At 71.4% G+C, this 25,528-nt stretch carries 22 protein-coding genes and 1 pseudogene; 13 read left to right on the forward strand and 10 right to left on the reverse strand.

Going from position 1 to position 25,528, the window contains the following annotated elements:
- Positions 1-56 precede the first annotated feature (56 nt).
- Positions 57-1,037, reverse strand: coding sequence for an agmatinase (gene speB, locus M8I34_RS36425; RefSeq protein WP_250057123.1), 981 nt, complete (start codon positions 1,035-1,037; stop codon positions 57-59).
- Positions 1,038-1,330: 293 nt separating this feature from the next.
- Between speB and M8I34_RS36430 the strand changes: the two genes are divergently transcribed.
- Both M8I34_RS36430 and M8I34_RS36435 read left to right on the forward strand, forming a co-directional pair.
- Positions 1,331-2,128: a phosphatase gene (locus M8I34_RS36430; protein WP_250057125.1), complete on the forward strand. Its 798-nt coding sequence runs from the start codon at positions 1,331-1,333 to the stop codon at positions 2,126-2,128.
- 190 nt (positions 2,129-2,318) lie between these two features.
- The gene (locus tag M8I34_RS36435; RefSeq protein WP_250057127.1) at positions 2,319-3,497 is read left to right on the forward strand and encodes a UDP-N-acetylglucosamine--N-acetylmuramyl-(pentapeptide) pyrophosphoryl-undecaprenol N-acetylglucosamine transferase; all 1,179 of its coding nucleotides are present in this window, start codon (positions 2,319-2,321) and stop codon (positions 3,495-3,497) included.
- Positions 3,498-3,517: 20 nt separating this feature from the next.
- Here the strand turns inward: M8I34_RS36435 and M8I34_RS36440 are convergent, their stop codons facing one another.
- Genes M8I34_RS36440 through rfbB form a run of 4 tightly spaced genes read right to left on the reverse strand, consistent with a single transcriptional unit; the run spans position 3,518 to position 7,066 of the window.
- Positions 3,518-3,949 (reverse strand): low molecular weight protein-tyrosine-phosphatase, encoded by a 432-nt coding sequence (locus M8I34_RS36440; RefSeq protein ID WP_250057129.1) that lies wholly within the window; start codon positions 3,947-3,949, stop codon positions 3,518-3,520.
- On the reverse strand, positions 3,946-5,082 hold the full coding sequence (locus M8I34_RS36445; RefSeq protein ID WP_250057131.1) for a DegT/DnrJ/EryC1/StrS aminotransferase family protein: 1,137 nt from the start codon (positions 5,080-5,082) through the stop codon (positions 3,946-3,948). Before M8I34_RS36445 ends, M8I34_RS36440 begins: the two co-directional genes overlap by 4 nt.
- Positions 5,079-6,044: an ATP-grasp domain-containing protein gene (locus M8I34_RS36450; protein ID WP_250057133.1), complete on the reverse strand. Its 966-nt coding sequence runs from the start codon at positions 6,042-6,044 to the stop codon at positions 5,079-5,081. Before M8I34_RS36450 ends, M8I34_RS36445 begins: the two co-directional genes overlap by 4 nt.
- A 5-nt stretch (positions 6,045-6,049) precedes the next feature.
- Positions 6,050-7,066 (reverse strand): dTDP-glucose 4,6-dehydratase, encoded by a 1,017-nt coding sequence (gene rfbB / locus M8I34_RS36455; RefSeq protein ID WP_250057135.1) that lies wholly within the window; start codon positions 7,064-7,066, stop codon positions 6,050-6,052.
- Between the two features lie 233 nt (positions 7,067-7,299).
- Between rfbB and M8I34_RS36460 the strand changes: the two are divergent.
- Together M8I34_RS36460 and M8I34_RS36465 are read left to right on the forward strand one after the other, a co-directional pair.
- Positions 7,300-7,440: pseudogene (locus M8I34_RS36460) on the forward strand (helix-turn-helix transcriptional regulator); the annotation flags it as partial.
- Positions 7,441-7,572: 132 nt separating this feature from the next.
- Positions 7,573-8,592 (forward strand): XRE family transcriptional regulator, encoded by a 1,020-nt coding sequence (locus M8I34_RS36465; protein WP_250057161.1) that lies wholly within the window; start codon positions 7,573-7,575, stop codon positions 8,590-8,592.
- Positions 8,593-8,778: 186 nt separating this feature from the next.
- Here M8I34_RS36465 and M8I34_RS36470 read toward each other — a convergent pair whose 3' ends face one another.
- The 3 genes from M8I34_RS36470 to M8I34_RS36480 all read right to left on the reverse strand — a co-directional run bounded on the left by M8I34_RS36470 (position 8,779) and on the right by M8I34_RS36480 (position 11,634).
- The gene (locus tag M8I34_RS36470) at positions 8,779-9,669 is read right to left on the reverse strand and encodes an acyl-CoA thioesterase II (protein WP_250057137.1); all 891 of its coding nucleotides are present in this window, start codon (positions 9,667-9,669) and stop codon (positions 8,779-8,781) included.
- A gap of 20 nt (positions 9,670-9,689) precedes the next feature.
- Complete coding sequence (locus M8I34_RS36475; RefSeq protein ID WP_030989475.1) at positions 9,690-10,847, reverse strand: acyl-CoA dehydrogenase family protein; 1,158 nt, start codon at positions 10,845-10,847, stop codon at positions 9,690-9,692.
- A 160-nt stretch (positions 10,848-11,007) separates the two neighbouring features.
- On the reverse strand, positions 11,008-11,634 hold the full coding sequence (locus M8I34_RS36480) for a TetR/AcrR family transcriptional regulator (protein WP_250057138.1): 627 nt from the start codon (positions 11,632-11,634) through the stop codon (positions 11,008-11,010).
- 134 nt (positions 11,635-11,768) lie between these two features.
- Here M8I34_RS36480 and M8I34_RS36485 point away from each other — a divergent pair, with 134 nt between their 5' ends.
- Genes M8I34_RS36485 through M8I34_RS36500 form a run of 4 tightly spaced genes read left to right on the forward strand, consistent with a single transcriptional unit; the run spans position 11,769 to position 17,531 of the window.
- Entirely contained in the window at positions 11,769-13,400 is a 1,632-nt protein-coding gene (locus tag M8I34_RS36485; protein WP_250057140.1) for a carboxyl transferase domain-containing protein, read from the forward strand.
- A gap of 17 nt (positions 13,401-13,417) precedes the next feature.
- Positions 13,418-15,433 (forward strand): acetyl-CoA carboxylase biotin carboxylase subunit, encoded by a 2,016-nt coding sequence (locus tag M8I34_RS36490; RefSeq protein ID WP_250057142.1) that lies wholly within the window; start codon positions 13,418-13,420, stop codon positions 15,431-15,433.
- On the forward strand, positions 15,430-16,371 hold the full coding sequence (locus M8I34_RS36495; protein ID WP_250057144.1) for a hydroxymethylglutaryl-CoA lyase: 942 nt from the start codon (positions 15,430-15,432) through the stop codon (positions 16,369-16,371). Before M8I34_RS36490 ends, M8I34_RS36495 begins: the two co-directional genes overlap by 4 nt.
- 5 nt (positions 16,372-16,376) lie before the next feature.
- Positions 16,377-17,531, forward strand: a complete 1,155-nt coding sequence (locus M8I34_RS36500) for an acyl-CoA dehydrogenase family protein (RefSeq protein WP_250057146.1) — start codon at positions 16,377-16,379, stop codon at positions 17,529-17,531.
- A gap of 58 nt (positions 17,532-17,589) precedes the next feature.
- On the opposite strand, the gene M8I34_RS36505 is transcribed toward M8I34_RS36500, so the two are convergent.
- Complete coding sequence (locus tag M8I34_RS36505; protein WP_284051203.1) at positions 17,590-19,194, reverse strand: beta-N-acetylhexosaminidase; 1,605 nt, start codon at positions 19,192-19,194, stop codon at positions 17,590-17,592.
- A gap of 190 nt (positions 19,195-19,384) precedes the next feature.
- Here M8I34_RS36505 and M8I34_RS36510 point away from each other — a divergent pair, with 190 nt between their 5' ends.
- Together M8I34_RS36510 and glmS are read left to right on the forward strand one after the other, a co-directional pair.
- Positions 19,385-19,675: a hypothetical protein gene (locus M8I34_RS36510; RefSeq protein WP_030989461.1), complete on the forward strand. Its 291-nt coding sequence runs from the start codon at positions 19,385-19,387 to the stop codon at positions 19,673-19,675.
- A 65-nt stretch (positions 19,676-19,740) separates the two neighbouring features.
- Positions 19,741-21,570 carry a glutamine--fructose-6-phosphate transaminase (isomerizing) gene (gene glmS / locus M8I34_RS36515; protein WP_250057148.1) on the forward strand — a complete coding sequence of 610 codons (1,830 nt, stop codon included), beginning with the start codon at positions 19,741-19,743 and terminating at the stop codon, positions 21,568-21,570.
- Positions 21,571-22,079: 509 nt separating this feature from the next.
- On the opposite strand, the gene M8I34_RS36520 is transcribed toward glmS, so the two are convergent.
- Complete coding sequence (locus M8I34_RS36520; protein ID WP_030081002.1) at positions 22,080-22,601, reverse strand: universal stress protein; 522 nt, start codon at positions 22,599-22,601, stop codon at positions 22,080-22,082.
- Between the two features lie 411 nt (positions 22,602-23,012).
- Here M8I34_RS36520 and M8I34_RS36525 point away from each other — a divergent pair, with 411 nt between their 5' ends.
- From M8I34_RS36525 to orn, 3 genes are all read left to right on the forward strand, one after another.
- Positions 23,013-23,273: a hypothetical protein gene (locus M8I34_RS36525; protein WP_250057150.1), complete on the forward strand. Its 261-nt coding sequence runs from the start codon at positions 23,013-23,015 to the stop codon at positions 23,271-23,273.
- Between the two features lie 542 nt (positions 23,274-23,815).
- Positions 23,816-24,910: a helix-turn-helix domain-containing protein gene (locus tag M8I34_RS36530; protein ID WP_374211032.1), complete on the forward strand. Its 1,095-nt coding sequence runs from the start codon at positions 23,816-23,818 to the stop codon at positions 24,908-24,910.
- A 5-nt stretch (positions 24,911-24,915) separates the two neighbouring features.
- Positions 24,916-25,528 (forward strand): oligoribonuclease (gene orn, locus M8I34_RS36535; protein ID WP_250057153.1); only part of this gene is annotated, 613 nt, incomplete at its 3' end.

The following is a 25,528-nucleotide window of genomic DNA, read 5'->3' on the forward strand; positions in this document are numbered from 1 at the left end:
CGCCGGCCCGCCACGGTGTCTTTGTGGCGGGCCGGCGTCGTCGCCAGGTGCTGTGCTCAGCCGCGCGCGGCGGCGATCTGCCGCGACATGATCGTCGTCAGCTCGTACGCCGTGTGGGAGGCGGCGACCGAGGTCATCTCCGCGTGGTCGTAGGCGGGCGCCACCTCCACCAGGTCCGCCGAGACCAGGTTGCAGGAGGACAGCCCGCGCACGATCTCCAGGAGTTCGCGGGAGGTGAGGCCGCCGGCCTCGGGGGTGCCGGTGCCGGGGGCGTGGGCCGGGTCCAGGACGTCGATGTCGATGGAGATGTAGAGCGGGCGGTCGCCGATGCGCTGGCGGAGCTGGTCGGCGACCTCGTCGACACCGCGGCGCATGACGTCCGCCGAGGTGACGATGCCGAAGCCCATCTTCTCGTCCTCGTCGAGGTCCTTCTTGCCGTAGAGCGGACCGCGGGTGCCGACGTGGGAGAGCGCGGAGGTGTCGAGGATGCCCTCCTCGACGGCGCGGCGGAACGGGGTGCCGTGGGTGTACTCGGCGCCGAAGTAGGTGTCCCAGGTGTCCAGGTGGGCGTCGAAGTGCAGCAGCGCGACCGGGCCGTGCTTCTTGGCGACCGAGCGGAGGAGGGGCAGGGCGATGGTGTGGTCGCCGCCGAGGGTCATCATGCGGGCGCCGGTGGCGAGCAGGTCGTCCGCCGCGGCCTCGACCGTCTCCACGGCCTCGTTGATGTTGAACGGGTTGGCGGCGATGTCACCGGCGTCGGCGACCTGCGCGAGCGCGAAGGGGGACGCGTCCTGGGCCGGGTTGTAGGGGCGCAGAAGGCGGGACGCCTCGCGGATGGCGTTGCCACCGAAGCGGGCACCGGGGCGGTAGGAGACACCGCTGTCGAAGGGGACACCGACGACGGCCACATCGGCCCGGCCGCCGACCTCGTCGAGACGGGGCAGTCGGGCGAAGGTCGCGGGCCCGGCGTAACGCGGGATGCGGGAGGAGTCGACGGGGCCCACGGGCCCGTTGGATGCGCTGGCTGCGGTGGTCATGAGGGTGAGAGTAGGGAGGGCCGGGCGCGGGGCCCATGGACATTTGCGGAGATGCGGCCGGCGGCGTTGGACATTTTGGCCACCGGCCTTAGGGGACGGGCGGTGGCCAGGGCTTCTCTCGGGTCCGCGACCCCGGTGCCTCTCGGTGTCCGCACCCCGGTGCCTCCCGGTGTCCGCACCCCGGTGCCTCCCGGTGTCCGCACCCCGGTGCCGCCGCTCCGGCATCCGCACTCCGGTGTCCGGGCTGCGGAACTCCCCGGCCCCGGAACAGGCGTACGGGCACAATGGGCGCTATGCCGATAGCCTCTGCTGCCACCGCCCCGTCGCGCGCCGAACTCGTCGATCATCTCGTCCGGACCCGGATCGCCGGTGAGGTCGCCACCCCCCGCGAGAACAACCTCTCCCACTACCGCAGACTCGCCAACGGCGAGCGCCACTACTGGTTCGGCCTGGAGTTCGGCGACCGCTGGACGGACGAGCAGGATGTGCTGGCCGTGATGGCGGAGCGCTGTGGGGTGATCGACGATCCGCACCACCGGCAGGGGCAGGACACCATCGACCCCGAGCTGACGGTGGATGCGCTGGACCGGGCGGCCGCGGTGCTGCGCAAGGCGGCCGCCGACGGGCAGCGGGTGCTGTTCGCGACCGGCCACCCGGGCGGGCTGCTCGATGTGCACCGGGCGACGGCCGAGGCGCTGCGCGCCCAGGACTGCGAGATCATGGTCATCCCGGACGGGCTCCGGGCGGACGACGGGATGGTCTTCCAGTTCGCCGACGTGGCGATGCTGGAGCGCGGTGCGACGCTGTGGCACACCCACTCCCCCGAGCCGATGGCCGCGATCCTGGACGGGCTGGAGCGGGAAGGGCGGCCGCTGCCGGACCTGGTGATGGCCGACCACGGCTGGGCGGGCTGCGCCGGCCAGCGCGGTATCGACGCGGTGGGCTTCGCGGACTGCAACGACCCGGCCCTCTTCCTGGCCGAGGCCGAGGGCACCCTCCAGGTGACGATCCCCCTGGACGACCACGTCCTGAGCCCGCGCCACTACGACCCACTGACCGCCTATCTGCTGGACGCGGCGGGGCTGGGCTGAGGGGCCTCCCAACCCAACGGGGCATACAAGGCCGTCGTCACGCAGCCCCGTCTTCGCCAGCATCCACACCAGGCCGGGACGCGGCATGTCCGGACAGCGCACACCGAGTCCGGGGCGGCAACGGGCGCCGGCACGGGTGCCCGGCCGGGATCCACGCCGGCGCTGGTAGGGAGCCAGTAGGGTGCGCGGGGTGAATGAACCTGCTTCCCGTCTCCCGCGCGCCTTCCGCCTGAGCGTCACTGGGGGAGGTACTGGTGGCCACACCTACCCCGCCTTGACCGCGGTCCGCGCGTTGCAGGCCCGGTTGGCGGCGGACGGCCGCGCGCTCGACGTGCTCTGGATCGGCACCCCCGATGGGCTGGAGGCACGCGTCGCCCCGGCCGAGGGCATCCCCTTCAAGACAGTTGCGACGGGCAAGATCCGCCGCGCCGCGAACCCGCTCAAGATGGTCAGCCCGGCCAACGTCAAGGACATGGCGCGGGTGCCGCTCGGTATCGCCCAGGCACGGAAGATCATCAGCGAGTTCCGGCCGGATGTCGTGCTGGCCACGGGCGGGTACGTTGCCGTCCCGGCCGGGCTCGCCACGCGGATGTGCCGGCGCCCGCTGGTTCTGCACGAGCAGACGGTGCGTCTCGGGCTGGCGAACCGGAAGCTGGCGGGCTCGGCTGCGCGTATCGCTGTGTCGTCGAAGTCGACATTGCCGCTTCTGCCGGAGTCCGTGCGCTCCTCCGCGGTCGTCACCGGTAACCCGGTGCGGCCGGAGGTGCTGACGGGGCATGCGGACAAGGCGGTCGCGACGCTGGGGGTGACCGGTTTCGACCGGCGGCTCCCGACCCTCTACGTCACCGGCGGTGCCCAGGGTGCCCAGCAGATCAACGACGTGATCCGGGACGCCCTGCCGTGGCTGCTGGAGCGCGCGAACGTGGTGCACCAGTGCGGGCCGGCGAACGTCGAGGCTCTGCGCGGGCACACGGCGGCGCTGCCCGCCGAGCTCGCGGGCCGCTACTACCTCACCCCGTTTGTCGGCCCGGAGCTCCCCGACGTCCTGGCGCTCGCCGACATCGTGGTCTCCCGTAGCGGCGCCGGCACGCTTGCCGAGCTCACCGCCCTCGGCAAGCCAGCCGTGTTCGTGCCGCTCGCTTCCTCGGCGGGGAATGAGCAGGCGCACAACGCCCGGCACCTGGAGGAGACGGGCGCGGCCGTCGCGCTCCTCGGGAACGTCACCGCGGAGCGGCTGCAGGACGCTCTCGGCCCGCTGTTGACCGACCCGGCGCGGCGGGCCGCGATGGCGGAGCGGGCCCGGGAGCACGGACGGCCAGACGCAGCGGACAGGCTCGTCGACGTGCTCCTGTCCGCCGCGTCCGGCTGACCCGGGCGCGAGCCGCGGGGTTACGGGAGGTGCCGGGCGGCGCCGTCCTCGACCAGGGTGACGACGGCGGCGAACGCCTCCTGCCCCTTGCCCCACGGGTCGGGGACGCCCCGGTCGGTGAGGTACAGGCCGAGCTTCGGCGCGGTGCGCTCATCGGCCAGGGTGCGGAGGGCGCTGAGGTTGCCGGTGTCCATCGCGAGGATGGTGTCCGCCCACTCCAGTAGGTCGCGGCTGATGCGCACACCGCGGTGGGCGGTGAGGTCATAGCCGCGGGCCGCCGCGGCAGTGACCATCTCCCGGTGGGCCGGGTGCCCGACCCACTTGTCGCGGGTACCGGCCGACCGCACCTCAACGGCCGGGCCCCCGAGCTCGGCGAGCACGACGGCCGCCAGCGGTGAGCGGCAGTGGTTGCCGAGGCAGACGGTGAGCAGGCGCCGTGGCCCGGCGGTCACCGCGCCGCCCCCGCCGTGAGAGCCCGCCGCAGCTCGCCGGCGACGCGGTCGACATCAGCCTCCGTGAGGTGCTGGTGGAACGGGAGAGTCATGGCCTGCTGGCCTACCCGATCGGTCACCGGCAGCGGCCGGTGCCACTCGGCGAAGGCCGGTTGCGTGTGGTTCGGCGGGTAGTGCGTGCCGACGCCGATGCCGTGCTCCCGGAGGGTGCGGAACACCCGTTCACGGTCGCGGAGGACGCGCACGGCGCACAGGTGCGGGACGGAGCGGTCAACATCGACGTCGACCAGGGCGACGTCGTGGATCCCGTCGAGGGCGGCGGCATACGCGCGCCAGAGGTCCCGGCGCTTGGCCTCCGCCTCCGCGAAGTGCCGGAGCTGGACGAGACCGATCGCGGCGTTCAGCGACGACATCTGGACGCGCATCCCGAACCCGTCGACTGTGTACGTCGTCGCCTCCGCGCGCCAGGCCGCCGATTCGACGATGCCGAGCCCACGCAGCCGCCGGCAGGTGTCGGCCTCCAGCGGCGTGCGCGGTACGACCATGCCACCCTGGCCGCAGGTGAGGTTCTTGATCGGGCCAAAGGAGAAGCAGGTCAGGGCGCCGGTAGCGCCGACGCGGTGGGTTCTTTCGTAGGAGCCGAACGCGTGCGCAGCGTCCTCGACGACGGTGACGCCATGCTCGTCGAGCGCGGGCCGGGCGGCTGTGAGGTCGACGGCCCGGCCCCCGTAGAGGACGGGGAGGACCGCGCGGGTGTGCGAGGTGAGGGCGTCCAAGACTTCCGCGGGCTCGACGCAGAGCGTGGCCGGGTTGATCTCGATGAAGCGGGGCCGGGCGCCGGTGGCGAGGACGGCTTGCACGGTCGCGCAGAAGGTGAAGGAGGGAACGATCACCTCATGCCCGGGGCCGACGCCAGCGGCGAGGAGCGCGACGTGCAGCGCGGCCGTGCCAGAGGCGACCGCGACGGTGTCCGACACGCCGAGGAAGCCGGCGGCGGCGTTCTCGAACTCGTCCGTGACCGCGCTGTGGTTGTACCGGCCGCTGCGCAGGGCCTCCGCGAGGGCGGCCTCCGCGCCGCTGTAGAGGTACGGGCGCGCGTTGTGCGCGGCGCCCGCCGGTGCCGTGAGGATCATCGGCTCTTCCCTTCGCTGGTAGTCAGGGTCTCGACGTACTTCGTGAGGGTGACGTCCGGCTTGTACGTGAGCCGGTCGTGGTTGACGTCCTGGCGGAAGAGGCCGCGGAGGAGCTGCCCGACGTAGTCGGCGCCGGCCGCGACGGCGGCCGGGAACCCGCCGCCAACCCGGGCGTTCGCTTCCGTCACGACGACGCGGTCAGGGCCGCCCTCCCGGATGAAGCCCTGCACGCAGCACGCCCCGGTGACGCCGGTGGCGGCGAGCGTCGCGCGGACGCACTCCTCCGCATGGGGGTCGTTGAAGGTGCGGGAGACGACGGACAGCCCGCCCTTGACCAGCAGCCGGTACCGGAGGATCACCGACGCATGGCCGGCGCGGTCGACGAGGCAGTCTGCGGTGAACTCCCGGCCGCTAACGTGCTCCTGGACGATCGGTTCCGGGATGAGCTCGCAGAGGACGCGGGCCTGCTCCCGCGTGCGGCAGACGTGCACGCCGCGCGCGCCCTGCCCGTGCCGCGGCTTGACGATAAGAAGGCCGTCCGGGGCTTGGTCGATCTCGTGCGGGAGGACGGTGCGCGGGGTTGGGATGCCGCGCTCGGTGAGCACCTCGGCGAACCGTGCCTTGTCACCGCACGCTTCGACCGCGGGCGGGTCCGGGAGCCAGGTGGTGACGCCTAGGTCGGCGAGGGGCCGGCGGAGGCTGAGGAGCTGCGGTAGCTCCCGTTCCACGGTCGAGAGGACGGCGTCGGGCCTCGCCTTCGCACAGAGGCGGAGCATGCCGGCGCGGTAGCCGAGGTCCGTCGCCGGCACGGTGACGTGCGGGGTGGTCTCCGGGAGGAGGAGCCCGGGCGCGTATGGGTCCGCGTCGGCGGTGATGACACGGCAGCCGAGGCGGATCAGAGACCGGGCGAGGTCGAAGCCGGGGGCGCCGCCGACGCCGGTGACGAGGATGCGTTTCGTCACGGCGGTCACCTCCCGGCCGGGACCGCGGCGGCGGATCGGGCCGGCGGGGCGGCCTTCGGGTTGCGCATGAGCGGAGCCCACCGGTCCGGGTTGCGGCGGTACCAGTGGGCGGTCTCGGCCAGCCCCTCCTCGAAATCGTGGACGGGCCGGTACTCAAGGCTGTTCGCGATCTTGTCCCAGACCATCGAATACCGGATGTCGTTCGCCTGCCGGTCGGGGATGTAGGTGACGGAGTCCCAGGTCGCGCCGAACACGCGCAGCAGGGAGTCGGTCAGTTCGCGGTTGGTGCGGTCGGTGCCGCCGCCGATGTTGTAGACCTCGCCCGGGACACCGCCGCGGAGGACGAGTTCCACGCCCTGGCAGTTGTCTTCGACATGGAGCCAGTTGCGCACGTGCTCCCCGCGGCCGTGGAGGGGGACCGGCTTACCGCTGAGGAGCCGGGTGACGAACAGGGGGATGATCTTCTCCGGGTGCTGGTACGGGCCGTAGTTGTTCGAGGAACGGGTCACGCACACCGGCAGGCCGTAGGTCCGGAAGTACGAGAGCGCGACGAGGTCACCGGCAGCCTTCGACGCGGCGTAGGGGACGCTCGGGCGGAGCGGATCCTCCTCCGTCGCCGCCCCTTCCAGGAGCGGCCCGTACACCTCGTCCGTCGAGACGTGAACGAACCGCTGGACGTCGTGCCGCATCGCGGCGTCGAGGAGGACCTGCGTACCGTGCACGTTCGTCGCGAGGAACGCGCCAGCGGCGAAGAACGAGCGGTCGACGTGGGACTCGGCCGCGAAGTGCACGACCGCGGTGTGCCGGGGCATGAGGGTGTCGACGAGCTCCGCGTCGAGGATGTTGCCCTGAACAAACGTCAACTTCGGACTGAGGAACGCAGTCCCCAGGTTCTCGATGTGTCCGGCGTAGGTGAGGGCGTCGAGCACGGTAACGCTGGCGACGTCCTCGGCCGCCAGGATGCGCTTGACGAAGTGCGAGCCGATGAAGCCGGCCCCGCCGGTCACGAGCAGGTGTTCCATGGGATGCCTCCTGGAGAGAGGAGACGGCGCCGGCGTTGACCGCGCCGTCGGAAGCGGCCCGGCTCACTGCCGGGCGCCATCACCATCTCGGCCCGGGCCAGGGGGCTGGAGGCTCCCGGGGCAGGTCGGCATACGGTGTGCGAGGGCCGCACACCGTGTGCTTCCGTACGCCCTCCCGACACAAAGGAGTTGGCGCTACCGTCGTCCCTCCCGCCGTTCCGTAGGAGGCGCCTATGGACGTCATCAGACCAGCGCGAGAGATCGGGGCCGAGCTCCGGGGCGCGCGGTGCCGCGCTCGGCTCACACAGGCGCAGGTCGGCAACGCGGTCGGCTACTCGCCGTCGGCCGTCTCCCGGATCGAGGCCGGACGAATGCGGCTGGAGCTCGACCGGCTTATGCGGTTCGCTGCGTTCTTGAGCATCCCGCCCGACAGGCTGACCGGGACTCCTGTGCCAGGTGGGGTCGCACTCGATACGGTGGAGCGCCCAGCGGACGAGGAGGATGCGGTGCGTCGTAGGAACCTGCTCACCGGAGCGTTGGCCGCCGGAGCAACGGCTGCCTTCGGCGCCTCACCGGCCAGTGCCGTTTCGGGTGCAGGTGATCCGGCCGCCTGCCTTGAGGACGTTCTGTTCCGTCTCCCCTCCGCCGCGCCCGTCCCGTTGGCGCGTCTCGTGCAGGAGGCGGCCGGCGCGCGGGCGGACTTCCGCGCAGCCCGGTATACCGTCCTCGGCCGTGTCCTTCCCGGCCTCCTCGCCGCGGCGTTGGCGACGCGGGACGCGTCGACCGGGCGGGCACGGGAGAAGGCGAGCATCGTCCTCGCGCGGACGTACGTCCTAGCCGCCGAGCTGGCGCTCAAGCAGCACAGCGACGCGGCCTGGGCCGCCGCCGACCGCGCCTTGACCGCGGCCCGGGCCAGCGGCCATCCAGTGCCGATCGGGGAGTCATCGCGCGTGCTGGCGATCACGATGCGCCGCTCGGGAAGCTGCCCGTCCGCCGTACGGCTCCTCACCCAGGAGGCCGCCGACCTTGACGCCAGCCAGGAGCAAACCGGGGCGGTCCGTACGACGCTGATGCTCACGGGCGCGTACAGCGCGGCGACGGGCGGGGACCGTATGACGGCGCTGGACCTCCTCAACGCGGCCGAGGAGGAGGCCGACCGCCGCGCGACCGTGGCGGGCCTGTTCACCGTCGACGCGACGCGCACGCAGGTCGACGTCTACCGCATTGGGGTCTTCAACGCGCTCGGTACCCCGGACGAGGGCGTGAGCGTTGCACGGCGGATCGACATCGACATGATGTCGACACCGGAACGGCGGGCCCGCGCCTGGACGGACACCGCCCGCATGTGGCACGCCCTGGGTGACGGCCCGCAGACGTTCGCGGCGCTACAGCGGGTCGAGAAGGAGGCACCGCAGGAGGTGCGGCGCCCGGCGCTACGAGCCCTGACCGCCAATCTGCTGTACGCCCCGGCCCGCGTGCCTGGCGTGCGGCAGTTCGCGGCGCGTACCGGGGCAATCCCGGCCTGACGAATACGAGCAGCAAGCGACCCCCGTCGGATGTCCGCGGGGGCTGCTTGCTGCGCGGGTCACGCCTCGGCGGCCATACCGGCGATCCGGCCCGCTCGGCGAATTCGCTCCCGACGGGCTACGGGTGGATTGGGTGGTGGCACCCCCACAGCCGTGCGACGCAATGCCCCGGAGCTGGCCCACCGCCTACCCCCGCGGCACCCGGATAACCCCCTCCTGAATCACCGACACCGCCAGCTGCCCCTCCGCCGTGAAGATCCGGCCCTTGCCCAGTCCCCGGCCGCCCTGGGCGGTGGGGGACTCCTGGTCGTAGAGCAGCCATTCGTCGGCGCGCGGCGGGCGGTGGAACCACATCGCGTGGTCCAGACTGGCGCCGACCACATCGCCGACCGCCCAGCCGCCCCGGCCGTGCGCGAGCAGGATCGAGTCCAGCAGGGTCATGTCGGAGACATAGGTGACCAGGCAGATGTCCAGCAGCGGGCGGGGGATCTCGCCGTCGTCGGCGAGCTTGCCCTGGGTGCGGAACCAGACCTGGGACCGGGGCTCGCGTACCTCACCGACGGTGCCGAACGGCGGCGCGTCCACGTACCGCAGATCGATCGCGGCCCGGGACTCCAGCAGCCGCTCGGCAACGCCCGGGTCGACGAACCGGTCGGCGTAGCGCGGCAGCATCTCCGCGGCGGTGGGCAGCTCCAGCGGGTCCGGCGCCGGCGGCATCGGTTCCTGGTGCTCCAGCCCGTCCTCGGTCACCTGGAAGGAGGCCGAGAGGTGGAAGATCGGCTGGCCGTGCTGGACGGCGACGACCCGGCGGGTGGTGAAGGACCGGCCGTCGCGGATGCGGTCGACGGTGTAGACGATCGGTGCGCCGGGGTCCCCGGGACGCAGGAAGTAGGCGTGCAGGGAGTGCGGCGGACGGTCGGCGGGGACCGTCCGCCCGGCCGCGACCAGGGCCTGGGCGGCGACCTGGCCGCCGAAGACCCGGGGCACGACCGAGGGACGGCTCTGGCCTCGGAAGATGTCCTGCTCGATCCGCTCCAGCGCGAGCAGACCGAGCAGGGACTCCAGTGCGTCGTTCACGTGCGTGCGGCCCTTACGGCCTAGAGGCCCATGGACTTGGCGATGATCGACTTCATGACCTCGCTGGTGCCGCCGTAGATGCGGTTGACGCGGTTGTCGGCGTAGAGGCGGGCGATCGGGTACTCGTTCATGTAGCCGTAACCGCCGTGCAGCTGGAGGCACTTGTCGATGACGCGGTGGGCGACCTCGGTGCAGAAGAGCTTGGCGCTCGCGGCCTCGGCCGGGGACAGCTCGCCCGCGTCGAGGGCCTCCAGGGTGCGGTCGGCGACGGCCTGCGCGGCGTCCACCTCGGCCTGGCAGGCGGCCAGCTCGAACTTGGTGTTCTGGAAGGAGGCGACGGTCTTGCCGAAGATCGTGCGCTCCTGCACGTACTCCTTGGCGAACCGGACGGCCGCCGCGGCCTGCGCGTACGCGCCGAAGGCGATGCCCCAGCGCTCCGAGGCGAGGTTCAGGCCCAGGTAGGAGAAGCCCTTGTTCTCCTCGCCGAGCAGGTCCTCGACGGGCACCTTCACGTCGACGAACGCCAGCTCGGCGGTGTCGGAGACCTTCAGGCCGAGCTTGTCCAGCTTGCGGCCGACGGAGTAGCCCGCGGACGTGGTGTCGACGGCGAACAGGGAGATACCGAAGCGGCGGTCGTCCTCCTTCGGCGCGGCGGTACGGGCGCAGACGATCACGCGGTCGGCGTGCACGCCGCCGGTGATGAAGGTCTTGGCGCCGTTGAGCACGTAGTGCGTGCCGTCGTCGGAGAGCTTCGCGGTGGTCTTCATGCCCGCGAGGTCGGAGCCGGTGCCCGGCTCGGTCATCGCGAGGGCCCACATCTCCTCGCCGGAGACGAACTTCGGCAGGAAGCGCTTCTTCTGCTCGTCGGTGGCGAGCATCTTGATGTAGGGCAGACCGAGCAGGACGTGCACGCCGGAGCCGCCGAAGGAGACACCCGCGCGCGAGGTCTCCTCGTACATCACGGCCTCGAACTTGTACGAGTCTATGCCCGCGCCGCCGTACTCCTCGTCGACACGGATGCCGAAGACGCCCAGCTCGGCGAGCTTGTAGTAGAAGTCGCGCGGGGTCTGGCCGGCCGCGAACCACTCGTCGTACACCGGTACGACCTCGGCCTCGATGAAGGCGCGCAGGGTCTCCCGGAACGCCTCGTGATCCTCGTTGAACACCGTACGGCGCATGCCATGGCCTCCTTAGACCGCCGCGTCTGGCTAAGCGCTTGCTCAGCTTCTCTCCGAAGCGAAAGCTACCCGCCAGTCACTAAAGCTGTCCAGAGGCGAACGAGTCCGGTGGGCGACGCCACACCTCGCCCCCTACACGCCGCGCCCCGCCCCGTACGCGCTACACCCCCGGCACCCCCGCCACCACGGACTCCCCCGCCACCGCGCCGAACGCGCCGAGCGCCAGCCGGTGCAGCAGTTCCGCCATCTCCGTACGGCCCGGGAGGGCGCCCGGACGGCCGAGGTGCGGGGTGGAGTTGAGCAGGCCGAAGACGGCATGCACCGCGGCGCGGGCCTGGGACTCGGAGGGGACCGGGTGGACCCGCCGGACGACCTCCACCCACAGCTCCACATACTGCCGCTGGAGCTGGCGGACCCGCTTGCGGTCGGTCTCCCTCAGCCGGTCCAGCTCGCGGTCGTGCAGGGTGATCAGCGGCCGGTCGTCCAGCGCGAAGTCGATATGGCCGTCGATCAGCGCATGCAGCACCGCCTCGGGGCTCCCCCCGCCCTCCGCCACCCGCATCCGGCCGCCCGCCAGCAGTCGCTCGCTGATGCCGACCAGCAGCTCGGCGAGCATCGCGTCCTTGCCGGCGAAGTGCCGGTAGAGGCCGGGCCCTGAGATGCCCACGGCCGCCCCTATCTCGTCCACTCCGACGCCGTGGAAGCCGCGCTCCGCGAAGAGCCGGGCCGCCTCCTTGAGGATCTGCTCGCGGCGGCTGGTCGGGGCGGAGGCCTGCGCATTACTCATGCCGTCGATTGTAGACAGCCGGGTTAGTGCTCGTTAACCTGAAGGCAAAGTGGTTAACGCCCATTAACCCGGATGGCCCGGCAGCCGCGGACCGCGGCACCGGGACAGCCGACCGAGCAAGGGGGCTCGTACTGATGGAGCAGGCACCGGTGCTGGGGAGTACCGCCGATCCGGCGTCCGACTCCTGGCGGACCAACGAGGCCGCGCACCGCGAGCTGGCCGCGGAGCTGCGCGAGAAGCTCGCGACGGCCCGGCTGGGCGGCGGCGAGAAGGCCAGGGCGCGGCACACCGCGCGCGGCAAGCTGCTGCCCCGCGACCGCGTGGACGCCCTGCTGGACCCCGGTTCGCCGTTCCTGGAGCTGGCGCCGCTGGCCGCGGAGGGGATGTACGGCGGGGCCGCACCGGCCGCCGGCGTGATCGCCGGCATCGGCCGGGTCTCCGGCCGCGAGACGGTGATCGTCGCCAATGACGCCACGGTCAAGGGCGGCACCTACTACCCGATGACGGTCAAGAAGCATCTGCGGGCGCAGGAGATCGCCCTGGAGAACCGCCTCCCCTGTCTCTACCTCGTCGACTCCGGCGGCGCCTTCCTGCCGATGCAGGACGAGGTCTTCCCCGACCGCGAGCACTTCGGGCGGATCTTCTACAACCAGGCGCGGATGTCCGGCGCCGGCATCCCGCAGATCGCCGCCGTCCTCGGCTCGTGCACGGCGGGCGGCGCCTACGTCCCCGCGATGAGCGACGAGGCCGTGATCGTCCGCAACCAGGGCACGATCTTCCTGGGCGGCCCGCCGCTGGTGAAGGCCGCCACCGGCGAGGTCGTCACCGCCGAGGAGCTGGGCGGCGGCGAGGTGCACGCCAAGACCTCCGGGGTCACCGACCATCTCGCCGAGGACGACGCCCATGCGCTGCGCCTGGTGCGCAGCATCGTCGGCACCCTCGGCGAGCGCGAGCCGCTCCCGTGGACCGTGCGGACCGTCGAGGAGCCCAAGGTCGACCCGGCCGGTCTGTACGGGGCGGTGCCCGCGGACTCCCGTACGCCCTATGACGTCCGGGAGGTGATCGCCCGGCTCGTGGACGGCTCGCGCTTCGCGGAGTTCAAGGCGGAGTACGGCACGACCCTGGTCACCGGCTTCGCGCATCTGCACGGCCACCCGGTCGGCATCGTCGCCAACAACGGCATCCTGTTCTCCGAATCCGCCCAGAAGGGCGCCCACTTCATCGAGCTGTGCGACCAGCGCGGCATCCCGCTGCTGTTCCTCCAGAACATCTCCGGCTTCATGGTGGGGCGTTCGTACGAGGCCGGCGGTATCGCCAAGCACGGCGCGAAGATGGTGACGGCGGTGGCCTGCACCCGCGTGCCCAAGCTGACGGTCGTCATCGGCGGCTCCTACGGGGCGGGCAACTACTCCATGTGCGGCCGGGCCTACTCCCCCCGCTTCCTGTGGATGTGGCCGAACGCCAAGATCTCGGTGATGGGCGGCGAACAGGCCGCCTCCGTCCTCGCCACCGTCAAGCGCGACCAGCTGGAGGCGCACGGCGAGGAGTGGAGCGCCGAGGACGAGGCCGCCTTCAAGGCGCCGGTCCGCGAGCAGTACGAGACCCAGGGCAACGCCTACTACGCGACCGCGCGGCTGTGGGACGACGGGGTCATCGACCCGCTGGAGACCCGGCAGGTGCTGGGGCTGGCGCTGACCGCCTGCGCCAACGCGCCACTGCCCCAGAAGGACAGCACAGCGCCCGGCTACGGCGTCTTCCGGATGTGAGAGGGATGTCCCCAGCAATGGCCACCAATTTCGACACCGTGCTCATCGCCAACCGCGGCGAGATCGCGGTCCGCGTCATCCGTACGCTGCGCGCCCTCGGCATCCGCTCGGTCGCCGTCTTCAGCGACGCGGACGCCGACGCCCGGCACGTCCGGGAGGCCGACACGGCCGTACGGATCGGTCCGGCACCGGCCGCCGAGAGCTATCTGTCCGTGGAGCGGCTGCTGGACGCGGCCGCCCGGACCGGTGCGCAGGCCGTCCACCCGGGCTACGGCTTCCTCGCCGAGAACGCCGCCTTCGCCCGCGCCTGCGCGGACGCCGGGCTGGTCTTCATCGGCCCGTCCGCCGAGGCCATCGAGCTGATGGGCGACAAGATCCGGGCCAAGGAGACGGTGCGCGAGGCCGGCGTCCCGGTCGTCCCCGGCTCCTCGGGCAGCGGACTGGATGACGGCCAACTGGCCGCCGCGGCCCGTGAGATCGGCATGCCGGTGCTGCTCAAGCCGTCCGCGGGCGGCGGCGGCAAGGGCATGCGGCTGGTCCGCGACGAGGCGCTGCTGGCCGACGAGATCGCTTCCGCCCGCCGCGAGGCCCGCTCCTCCTTCGGCGACGACACCCTGCTCGTCGAGCGCTGGATCGACCGGCCCCGGCACATCGAGATCCAGGTGCTGGCGGACGGCCACGGCAACGTCATCCACCTCGGCGAGCGCGAGTGCTCCCTCCAGCGCCGCCACCAGAAGGTCATCGAGGAGGCCCCCTCGGTCCTGCTGGACGAGGCCACCCGCGCCGCGATGGGCGAGGCGGCCGTGCAGGCGGCCCGCTCCTGCGGCTACCGGGGCGCGGGCACCGTCGAGTTCATCGTCCCGGGCAAGGACCCTGCCTCGTACTTCTTCATGGAGATGAACACCCGCCTCCAGGTCGAGCACCCGGTGACCGAGCTCATCACCGGTATCGACCTGGTGGAGTGGCAGCTGCGGGTCGCGGCCGGCGAGCATCTCCCCTTCGCCCAGGAGGACATCACCCTCACCGGGCACGCCATCGAGGCGCGGATCTGCGCCGAGGACCCGGCCCGCGACTTCCTGCCGACCGGCGGCACGGTGCTGACGCTCCACGAGGTGCAGGGCGACGGGCTGCGCACGGACTCCGGTCTGTCCCAGGGCGTGGAGGTCGGCAGCCGCTACGACCCGATGCTCTCCAAGGTCATCGCCCATGGCCCGGACCGGGCGAGCGCGCTGCGCCGGCTGCGGGCCGCGCTGGCCGGGACGGTCACCCTCGGGGTGACCACCAACGCCGGTTTCCTGCGGCGGCTGCTGGCCCACCCGGACGTGGTCTCCGGCGAGCTGGACACCGGGCTGGTGGAGCGCGAGGCGGCCGGTCTGGTCGACGGCGGGGTGCCGGACGAGGTGTACGCGGCGGCGGCCGCGGTACGCCAGGCCGCCCTGGAGCCGGCGGTGGCCGAGGGCGGCTGGCGCGACCCGTTCGCCGCGCCGGACGGCTTCCGCCTCGGCGGCGAGCCCGCGCCCGTCCGCCACTGGCTGCGCGTCCCCGGCCACGACCCGGTCGCCCACGACGTACGGCCGGGTGCACAAGCGGCCGGGCAGGTCGCACCGGACCGCGTACGGGTCACCGTCGACGGGGTGCTGCACACCTTCCACCACAACGGCGACTGGCTCGGCCGGGACGGCGACTCCTGGCAGGTGACCACGTACGACCCGGTCGCGGCGGCGCTGCGCGGAGCCGCCGGGGCGCATGGCGCGGACACCCTGGCCGCCCCGATGCCGGGCACCGTCACCGTCGTCAAGGTGGCCGTCGGCGACGAGGTGGCCGCGGGCCAGGGCCTGCTGGTGGTCGAGGCGATGAAGATGGAACACGTCATCTCCGCACCGCACGCCGGGACCGTCACCGAACTCGACGTCACCGCGGGCGCCACCGTCGCCATGGACCAGATCCTGGCCGTCATCGCCCCCCACGAGAACCCCGAAGAGGCCGCCGCGTGCGCGACGGCACCCGCGGACGAGCAGGGGAGCGCCTCATGACCGCAGCCGGACTGCCGATGCAGGTCACCGCGGAGGGGCTGCCCACCCGCGTACGGATCCATGAGGTCGGCGCGCGCGACGGGCTACAGAACGAGCAGACCGTCGTGCCCACGGAGATCAAGGCCGAGTTCATCCGCCGGCTCGCCGACGCGGGCCTGCCGACCGTCGAGGCCACCAGCTTCGTCCACCCCAAGTGGGTGCCCCAACTGGCCGACGCGGAGCAGCTGTTCCCGCTGCTGGACGGCCTCGACCCGCACCGGCTGCCCGTCCTGGTGCCCAACGAACGCGGTCTGGACCGTGCGCTCGCCCTGGGCGCCCGCCGGGTCGCGGTGTTCGGCAGCGCCACCGAGTCCTTCGCCAAGGCCAACCTCAACCGCACGGTCGACGAGGCGCTGGCGATGTTCGCGCCGGTCGTCGCGCGTGCCAATGACGCCGAGGTGCAGGTCCGCGGCTATCTCTCGATGTGCTTCGGCGACCCCTGGGAGGGCCCGGTGCCCGTCGCGCAGACCGTCCGGGTCTGCCGGGCGCTGCTCGACCTGGGCTGCGACGAACTGAGCCTGGGCGACACCATCGGCGTGGCCACCCCCGGCCATGTGCAGACCCTGCTGGCCTCCCTCAACGAGGCCGGCATCCCCACCTCCCGTATCGGTGTGCACTTCCACGACACCTACGGGCAGGCCCTCGCCAACACCTTCGCCGCGCTTCAGCACGGCGTCACCACCATCGACGCCTCGGCGGGCGGCCTCGGCGGCTGCCCGTATGCCAAGAGCGCCACCGGCAACCTCGCCACCGAAGACCTCGTGTGGATGCTGCACGGCCTCGGCATCGAGACCGGGGTCGACCTGGACCGGCTGACCGCCACCAGTGTGTGGATGGCCGAGGTCCTGGGCCGGCCGAGCCCCTCGCGCACCCTCCGTGCCCTCTCCCACCAGGAGTGACCCTCATGTCCCTTGACCACCGTCTGCCCGCCGAGCTGGAAGAACTCCGGCGTACGGTCGAGGCGTTCGCGCACGACGTCGTCGCCCCGAAGATCGGCGAGTACTACGAGCAGCATGCGTTCCCGTACGAGATCGTGCAGGAGATGGGCCGGATGGGCCTGTTCGGCCTGCCGTTCCCCGAGGAGTACGGCGGGATGGGCGGCGACTACCTCGCCCTCGGCATCGCCCTGGAGGAGCTGGCCCGGGTCGACTCCTCGGTGGCCATCACCCTGGAGGCCGGTGTCTCCCTGGGCGCCATGCCGGTCTACCACTTCGGCACGGAGGAGCAGAAGCGCGAGTGGCTGCCCAAGCTGTGCAGCGGTGAGGTGCTCGGCGCCTTCGGCCTCACCGAACCGGACGGCGGCTCGGACGCCGGCGCCACCCGCACCACTGCCGTACGGGACGGCGGGGACTGGGTGATCAACGGCAGCAAGTGCTTCATCACCAACTCCGGTACGGACATCACCGGTCTGGTCACGGTCACCGCCGTCACCGGCCGCAAGGACGACGGCTCCCCGCGGATCTCCTCGATCATCGTGCCGTCCGGCACCCCCGGCTTCACGGTCGGTGCCCCGTACTCCAAGGTCGGCTGGAGCGCCTCGGACACCCGCGAGCTGTCGTTCTCCGATGTCCGGGTCCCGGCCGCCAACCTGCTGGGCGAGGAGGGCCGCGGCTACGCCCAGTTCCTGCGCATCCTCGACGAGGGCCGGATCGCCATCGCGGCACTGGCCACCGGCCTCGCGCAGGGCTGTGTGGACGAGTCGGTGCGCTACGCCAAGGAGCGGCGGGCCTTCGGCCGCGCGATCGGCAGCAACCAGGCCATCCAGTTCAAGCTCGCCGACATGGAGATGCGCGCCCACACCTCCCGGCTGGCCTGGCGCGACGCCGCGTCCCGGCTGGTGCACGGCGAGCCCTTCAAGAAGGAGGCCGCCCTCGCCAAGCTCTACTCCTCCGAGATCGCGGTGGACAACGCCCGCGAGGCCACCCAGATCCACGGCGGGTACGGCTTCATGAACGAGTACCCGGTCGCCCGGATGTGGCGGGACGCCAAGATCCTGGAGATCGGCGAGGGCACCAGCGAGGTCCAGCGGATGCTGATCGCCCGGGAGCTGGGGGTCTAGGCCGACAGGGTCCAGGAAGGTACCCGGCCGGGCGGCTGCGGCCGCCCGGCCGGATCGCTCACTCCGCCGGCCAGGGCACTTCCGGCGAGCGGTAGTAGTTGATGCCCAGTGCGTCCCAGCGCGGCCCCTGGGCCGCCAGCCGCACCTTGTAGTCGTCCCAGTCGTGCGTGGACGCCGGGGACCAGCCCAGCTCCGCGATGCCCGGCAGCCGCGGGAAGGCCATGTACTCGATGTGCGCGGAGGTGGAGAGGGTCTCCGACCACAGGGGCGCCTCGACGCCGAGGACGGACTCCGCGGGCGCACCGTCGAGGTAACGGCCCGGGTCCCAGTCGTAGGACCGCTCGACGCCGACATAGCCGGCCCAGGACAGGCCCAGCGGCGTGTTCTTGTCGTACTTCATGTCGAGGTAGGCGCGGTCGGCCGGCGAGAGGATCAGCTTGGTGCCGTTCCTGGCGGCGTCGACGACCTGGTTGCGCTCCGCCGTGCCGGTCTTGTCGTAGCCCCAGTACTGGGCTGTGGCGCCCTTCGCCGGGTGCGCCCCGGTCAGCTGGTGCCAGCCGATCACGCTCTTGCCGTACTTGGCGACCACAGGCTGCACCTTGTCCATGAAGGTCACGTAGTCCTCATGGCTGGTGGAGTGCGCCTCGTCACCGCCGATGTGCAGTGCGCGGCCCGGCGTCAGGGCCGCCAGCTCGCGCAGGACGTCGTCCACGAACTCGTACGTCTCCTTCTTGGGGACGCACAGCGAGCTGAAGCCGACCTGGGTGCCGGTGTAGAGCGGCGGTGCCTGGCCGTTGCAGTTGAGCGGGGCGTAGGAGGCCAGTGCGGCGTTGGTGTGGCCCGGCATGTCGATCTCGGGGACGACGGTCAGATAGTGGGCGGCGGCATAGCGGATGATCTCGCGGTAGTCGTCCTGGGTGTAGTAGCCGCCGGGGCCGCCGCCGACCTGGGTGGAGCCGCCGTAGGTCGCCAGCCGCGGCCAGGACTTGAGGGCGATCCGCCAGCCCTGGTCGTCGGAGAGGTGCAGATGCAGCTTGTTGATCTTGTACATGGCGAGCTGGTCGATATACCGCTTGACCTGCGCGACGGTGAAGAAGTGCCGGGAGACATCGAGCATCGCGCCGCGGTAGGCGTAGCGCGGGGAGTCGGCGATGGTGCCCCCGGCGATCCGCCACGGCCCGGGACGGTCGCGCTGCCGCTCCGCGTCGGGAGGCAGCAGCTGGCGCAGGGTCTGGACGCCGTGGAAGAGGCCGGCCGGGCGGGCGGCGCTGATCGTGACCGCGCGGCCGCCGGAGGTCAGCCGGTAGCCCTCGGCGCCCAGGCCCTTGGTGCCGCTGCCGCCGAGCCGGAGGACGATGCCGTCCCGGCCGTCCTTGGTGGTCACCGGAAGGCTGTGGCCGGTGGCGGGCCGCAGCAGGCCCGCCAGATACCCGGCGATCTTCTTGGCCTCGCCGGAGCCGCCCGGCACCCGGATCCGGGTGCCCTCGCCGAGGGTGTACGCCTCCCCGCCGCCGCGTACGGACGCGGGCGCGGGGATCACCTGGTCCAGTGGGGTGGCGGCCGGGGCGGCGGCGCCGGGCCCGCCCATGGGCGGTACGGCGGCGGTCCCCAGCCCCGCCGCCGCGGCCAGCAGCAGCGAGAACAGCAGTCTGCGTCGTCTCATCGACGGTCCCTTTCGGCGAACCTCGTGCATGACGTCGTGCATGGCATGGAGCGACCGAACGGTGACCATGCGTACCGTGAGCCTGGATTCCGGTCAAGGTTTAGACCACTTTCCGGCCGCCAAATCGGGTACGTGCCCGATACCGGGCAGATTTCTTGCGTATCTTCGCGCCGCCCCGCAATATCGACGGGTGCTCGAACGCCGTAACCGCAGCGCTGAGGCGCCGCACGAAGACCTGGTGGACCACCTGGTGCGCAGCACACCGCTTCAGCGCGGTGAGGCCGCCCGGGTGGTGCTCGATGTGCTGGCGTACTTCGACGAGACGACAGAGGAATTCGTCCGCCGCCGCCACCGGGAGCTTCAGTCCCACGGACTGCGCAACGAGGAGATCTTCGAACGGATCCGCCACGAGCTGCCGCACCGCGCCGTGGCCCCGCCCGATCTCTCGGCCCGCCAGCTGCGCCGCCTCGTCTACGGCTGACGGCCACGCCCGGGGCGCCGGGCGGCACGAACCATTGCCACAACGTTTTCTCGGAGGGTCACTGTATGTGCGGGATCGTCGGCTATATCGGCAAACGTGATGTTGCTCCGCTGCTCCTGGAGGGCCTCCAGCGCCTGGAGTACCGCGGCTACGACTCGGCGGGCATCGCCATCCACGCCAAGGGCACCGGCAAGGCCGCGGGCGGCCTGAAGACGGCCAAGGCCAAGGGCCGGGTCCGTGAGCTGGAGTCCCGGGTGCCGAAGCGCTTCGCGGGCACCACGGGCATCGCGCACACCCGCTGGGCCACCCACGGCGCCCCCACCGACGAGAACGCCCACCCGCACCTCGACACCGAGGGCAAGGTCGCGGTCGTCCACAACGGCATCATCGACAACGCCTCCGACCTGCGCGCCCGCCTGACCGCCGAGGGCGTCGCCTTCGCCTCCGAGACCGACACCGAGGTGCTGGCCCACCTCATCGGCCGGTCCACGGCCGAGAAGCTGGAGGAGAAGGTCCGCGAGGCGCTGCGGCACATCGAGGGCACGTACGGCATCGCCGTGCTGCACGCCGACTTCCCCGACCGGATCGTCGTCGCCCGCAACGGCTCCCCGGTCGTGCTCGGCATCGGCGAGCACGAGATGTTCGTCTCCTCGGACGTCGCCGCCCTGGTCTCGCACACCCGCCAGGTCGTCACCCTCGACGACGGCGAGATGGCCACCCTCAAGGCCGACGACTACCGCACGTACACCACCGAGGGCTCGCGGACCACGTCCGCCCCGGAGACCGTCGAGTACGCGGCCGAGTCGTACGACCTGGGCGGCCACGACACCTACATGCACAAGGAGATCTCCGAGCAGGCGGACGCGGTGGACCGCGCGCTGCGCGGCCGGATCGACGACCGCTTCTCCACCGTGCACCTCGGCGGCCTGAACCTCGACGCCCGTGAGGCGCGCGGGGTCCGCCGGGTGAAGATCCTGGGCTGCGGCACCTCGTACCACGCGGGCCAGATCGGCGCGCAGATGATCGAGGAGCTGGCCCGTATCCCCTCGGACGCCGAGCCGGCCTCCGAGTTCCGCTACCGCAACCCGGTCGTGGACCCCGACACGCTCTACGTGGCGGTCTCCCAGTCCGGCGAGACCTACGACGTGCTGGCGGCCGTCCAGGAGCTCAAGCGCAAGGGCGCCCGGGTGCTGGGCCTGGTCAACGTGGTCGGCTCGGCGATCGCCCGGGAGACCGACGGCGGCATCTACGTGCACGCGGGCCCCGAGGTCTGTGTGGTCTCCACCAAGTGCTTCACCAACATGGTGGTCTCCTTCGCGCTGCTCGCCCTGCACCTCGGCCGGATCCGTGACCTGTCCGTCGCGGACGGCAAGCGGATCATCGAGGGCCTGCGCAAGCTGCCCGCGCAGATCGACGAGATCCTCGAAACCGAGGCGGACATCAAGAAGATGGCCGAGCTCTACGCGGACGCCAAGTCGATGATGTTCATCGGCCGGGTGCGCGGCTACCCGGTGGCGCGCGAGGCCTCCCTGAAGCTCAAGGAGGTCTCCTACATCCACGCCGAGGCCTACCCGGCCTCGGAGCTCAAGCACGGCCCGCTGGCCCTCATCGAGCCCGCCATGCCGACCGTCGCGATCGTCCCCGACGACGACCTGCTGGAGAAGAACCGCGCCGCGCTGGAGGAGATCAAGGCCCGCAGCGGCCGCATCCTGGCCGTCGCGCACCAGGAGCAGGAGAAGGCCGACCACACCATCGTCGTCCCGAAGAACGAGCCCGAGCTGGACCCGATCCTCATGGGCATCCCGCTGCAACTGCTCGCCTACCACACGGCATTGGCCCTCGGCCGGGACATCGACAAGCCCCGCAACCTCGCCAAGTCCGTGACGGTGGAGTAGAACCCATGGGTCGCCGCGGTGGAGTGGCCGCCCGGGGCACGAGTCGGGCCCCAGGATCACGGCAAGGTGATCCACCCCACCACCGCAGCGACAATTGAGCAACACCCGCGGCGCCCAGCCACCTCCGCGAAAGCGGCGGCGGTTCAGCCGCAAAAAACAGGCAGACGGCTCCGCGCGCGTGCCACCTATACGCGCGCGGAGCCGCCGCCTCCCCTTGGCCGGCGTCGCCCATACGCCGGCGGGATGCCACCGCCCCGGGAACCGTCACCTCCCGGCCGGCAGCACGAAGTTGCCGTGCGCGCGGCCGCCGGGCCCGTGACGCGGCGCGCCCACGTGACCGTTTTCTACCCTTCCCCCGCACACAATTCACCTGCGCGGGCCGGGAGAAATGCAGCTGCGCGCCATCCCCATGACGCCCCCTCAACTGTGCGCATACCGCGAAGAGCCGATCATGCGCGAGGCACGAAGGGGTCGTGCGGCGAGGGAAGTCGGGCCGTTCCGAGGAAGCGTCAGGGAATCACGATCACCGGGCGCTGCGCCCGGCGGGCCAGCCGGCCGGCCACCGAGCCGAAGATCCGGCCGACGATGCCGTGCGTGGAGCCGACCACGATCGCGTCGGCCTCGTACTCCCGGCCGACCTCCTCCAGCTCGTGGCAGATGTCGCCGCCGCGCTCGACGAGGATCCAGGAGACCTCGCTGAGATGGTCGGCACAGGCCAGCTCCAGGCCGAGCACTTCGGTGCGGTGATCCGGCACGTCCACGAAGACCGGGGGCTCACAGCCCGCCCAGACGGTCGTCGGCAGCCGATTGGCCACATGGACGATGATCAACCCGGAGCCGAGGCGCCGGGCCATACCGATTGCATACGCCAACGCTCGCTCGCTCGACATGGAGCCGTCGAAGCCGACCACGACGCCGTGCCGGAAGGCGGGGTCGCAGGAGTGGCGCGTCTTTTCCGCCGCTTCGAGGTCCGCCATCGGATCGGCGACCTGCTTGCGGTCCGCGGGTTCGGGGATTTCGTGACCGGCCATTGGTGTCTCGGCGAGGACGTCCTCTTGCGGAGGGGCGAACGGGGAACGGCGATTGACTTGATCCGGCAGTTGACTGAGCTGGCTCGCTCGAGGTGCGGGAGCCATAGTTCAAAGAGGAACGATAAGACTGGGAATCATCTTCCCAACCTGATACCCCAAGAGTACGGCGCCAGTCCCCCGCTGCCCAGACTTCACCACGGACGCGGGGCGCCCGTGCGAGGTGGGGTGGGGCCTCGAACGTTCCCCGGAGCATGCCGGAGCGTGGCGCGGATGGCAATGCCCCGGCCTGCCCCCGTACGTACCCCTCGCGGTGACCCATGATCGCCGACGGCGTTGTAGTAGCAGCCAGTCCGAGGGGAGCACACGGTGCCGTTGCCGTCCGACAGATCACCCGACCCAGTGAGCGATGTCATGCGCTGGGGAGCCTTCAGTTGCGCCCTGGTGCCCTTCGTATTGATCATCAGCGGCGCCTCCTGGGCCGGCGCGGCGGGCACCGCGGCCGGTCTGGCCGCGGTGACCGGCGCCTGCCACGCCCTGCTGCGGCAATCCGAACGGACCGCCGCGCGGATCCGCGTACGGGAGACCGGAAGGCACCGGGACAGAAGGGATTATTTGGGGTCTGCGGCGCACGGGGGCGGGCGGCACTCCGAAGGGCGTACGCCGGTCGATTGAGGCGCTTGCAAGTCTGCGCGCGACCGTTTTCAGCCAACTTCCGGCCGAGGTCCGCACCTTGTCCCCAACCCCCCTCAACCCTGGTGTGAGCTGGGAGGAAAGGACCGCTGGGCATGGTTGTGCCCTACTGCGAACGGGCAGAGCCGAGACGCGTACTTCCCATGTAGGCCCGACGAGTGGAACGCTTCGTGATCGAATGCTTCGCGCCAAGTTGCCATATCGACATACCAGCGGGTGGTGAACTTGGCACTCCATCCTCACGGAACACAGTAGATTCGATCTTGGTAGTAACGGCGGGGGAACTGTGCAGGACCGAGAGGGCGAGACGACCGAGGGGGGCTTAAGTGCCATGAGCCAGGACTCCGCTGCCGTACCAGATGCCGCACGCAAGCTCGCCGCCCGACGACGCCGCGAAATAGTCGCGGTGCTCCTCTTCAGTGGCGGCCCCATTTTCGAGAGCTCCATTCCGCTCTCGGTCTTCGGCATCGACCGCCAAGACGCAGGCGTTCCGCGGTACCGGCTACTTGTGTGCGCGGGCGAAGATGCGCCTTTGCGCACGACCGGGGGGGCTCGAACTTTCCGCCCCCTACGGGCTGGAGGCGATCTCCCGTGCCGGGACGGTCGTCGTACCGGCCTGGCGTTCCATCACCCAGGCCCCGCCGCCCGCTGCGCTCGACGCGCTGCGCCGCGCGCATGAAGAAGGGGCCAGAATCGTCGGGTTGTGCACGGGGGCGTTCGTCCTCGCCGCGGCCGGACTGCTCGACGGCCGCCCGGCCACGACCCATTGGATGTACGCACCGACGCTCGCCAAGCGTTACCCGTCCGTCCATGTGGACCCCCGCGAGCTCTTCGTCGACGACGGCGATGTGCTCACGTCCGCGGGAACGGCGGCCGGCATCGATCTGTGTCTGCACATCGTGCGCACCGACCACGGCGCGGACGCCGCGAACGCGCTGGCCCGCCGGCTCGTCGTGCCGCCCCGGCGCACCGCGTCCGACATGGGGCACCAGCGCTACCTCGACAGGTCATTACCTGAAGAGATCGGCGCCGACCCGCTGGCCGAGGTCGTCGCCTGGGCGCTGGAGCACCTCCACGAGCAGTTCGACGTGGAGACCCTGGCCGCGCGCGCGTACATGAGCCGCCGCACCTTCGACCGGCGCTTCCGGTCCCTTACGGGGAGCGCTCCGTTGCAGTGGCTGATCACCCAGCGGGTGCTCCAGGCCCAGCGGCTGCTGGAGACCTCCGACTATTCGGTGGACGAGGTCGCCGGGCGCTGCGGATTCCGCTCGCCGGTCGCCCTGCGCGGCCACTTCCGCAGGCAGCTGGGCGCCTCGCCCGCCGCCTACCGGGCGGCCTACCGCGCCCGCCGGCCGCAGAACGGGGCACCCGACCCCGCGCTCAGACCGGAGCGGGCCGAGCGTGCCGAGCGGCCGGAGCGCGAGCGGGCGGCCCTGGGGGCGGGTGCGGAGCGGTTCTCCGCCGCCGCGCTGGCCGGCCATGGCCTGGCCTCCGCCGAAACGGGCGAAGCGGGCAAACCGCAGTCGGACGTCTATGCCTCCCGGATGCCGGAGACCGCGGTGGGGAGGGGAGCCGCCCGCCCCGTGCTGCCCGGACAGCGCGAGCGCCCCGTAGGGTGAGATGTATGAACGATCGCATGGTGTGGATCGACTGCGAGATGACCGGACTCTCGCTGGCGAATGACGCGCTCATCGAGGTGGCCGCACTGGTCACCGACTCGGAGCTGAATGTGCTGGGCGACGGGGTGGATGTGGTGATCCGCCCCCCGGCCGAGGCACTCGGCACCATGCCGGAAGTGGTGCGCCAGATGCACACCGCCTCCGGACTGCTGGAGGAGCTGGACGGCGGGACGACGCTGGAGGCGGCCGAGGCGCAGGTGCTTGCGTACATCAAGCAGCATGTGCCGGAGCCGCGGAAGGCGCCGCTGTGCGGCAACTCCGTCGGCACCGACCGTGGCTTCCTGCTGCGCGACATGCCGACGCTGGAGGAGTATCTCCACTACCGGATCGTCGATGTCTCGTCCGTGAAGGAACTGGCCCGGCGCTGGTACCCGCGGGCCTACTTCAACAGTCCGGACAAGAACGGCAATCACCGGGCGCTGGCGGACATCCGCGAATCCATCGCGGAACTGCGCTACTACCGCGAGGCCGTCTTCGTGCCGCAGCCCGGACCCGACTCGGACACCGCGAAGGCCATCGCCGCCAAGCACGTCCTTCCTGCTGAGCAGCAGTCCACAC

It is taken from the genome of Streptomyces sp. MCA2, assembly GCF_023544705.1.
Lineage (GTDB): Bacteria > Actinomycetota > Actinomycetes > Streptomycetales > Streptomycetaceae > Streptomyces > Streptomyces decoyicus.

Bases quoted from the DNA above. Each gene is read 5' to 3' on its own strand.
- speB (WP_250057123.1), bottom strand. From the start codon at position 1,037: ATGACCACCGCAGCCAGCGCATCCAACGGGCCCGTGGGCCCCGTCGAC.
- M8I34_RS36430 (WP_250057125.1), top strand. From the start codon at position 1,331: ATGCCGATAGCCTCTGCTGCCACCGCCCCGTCGCGCGCCGAACTCGTC.
- M8I34_RS36445 (WP_250057131.1), bottom strand. From the start codon at position 5,082: ATGATCCTCACGGCACCGGCGGGCGCCGCGCACAACGCGCGCCCGTAC.
- rfbB (WP_250057135.1), bottom strand. From the start codon at position 7,066: ATGGAACACCTGCTCGTGACCGGCGGGGCCGGCTTCATCGGCTCGCAC.
- M8I34_RS36475 (WP_030989475.1), bottom strand. From the start codon at position 10,847: ATGCGCCGTACGGTGTTCAACGAGGATCACGAGGCGTTCCGGGAGACC.
- M8I34_RS36480 (WP_250057138.1), bottom strand. From the start codon at position 11,634: ATGAGTAATGCGCAGGCCTCCGCCCCGACCAGCCGCCGCGAGCAGATC.
- M8I34_RS36485 (WP_250057140.1), top strand. From the start codon at position 11,769: ATGGAGCAGGCACCGGTGCTGGGGAGTACCGCCGATCCGGCGTCCGAC.
- M8I34_RS36490 (WP_250057142.1), top strand. From the start codon at position 13,418: ATGGCCACCAATTTCGACACCGTGCTCATCGCCAACCGCGGCGAGATC.
- M8I34_RS36495 (WP_250057144.1), top strand. From the start codon at position 15,430: ATGACCGCAGCCGGACTGCCGATGCAGGTCACCGCGGAGGGGCTGCCC.
- M8I34_RS36500 (WP_250057146.1), top strand. From the start codon at position 16,377: ATGTCCCTTGACCACCGTCTGCCCGCCGAGCTGGAAGAACTCCGGCGT.
- M8I34_RS36505 (WP_284051203.1), bottom strand. From the start codon at position 19,194: ATGAGACGACGCAGACTGCTGTTCTCGCTGCTGCTGGCCGCGGCGGCG.
- glmS (WP_250057148.1), top strand. From the start codon at position 19,741: ATGTGCGGGATCGTCGGCTATATCGGCAAACGTGATGTTGCTCCGCTG.
- M8I34_RS36520 (WP_030081002.1), bottom strand. From the start codon at position 22,601: ATGGCCGGTCACGAAATCCCCGAACCCGCGGACCGCAAGCAGGTCGCC.
- M8I34_RS36525 (WP_250057150.1), top strand. From the start codon at position 23,013: ATGCGCTGGGGAGCCTTCAGTTGCGCCCTGGTGCCCTTCGTATTGATC.
- M8I34_RS36530 (WP_374211032.1), top strand. From the start codon at position 23,816: ATGCGCCTTTGCGCACGACCGGGGGGGCTCGAACTTTCCGCCCCCTAC.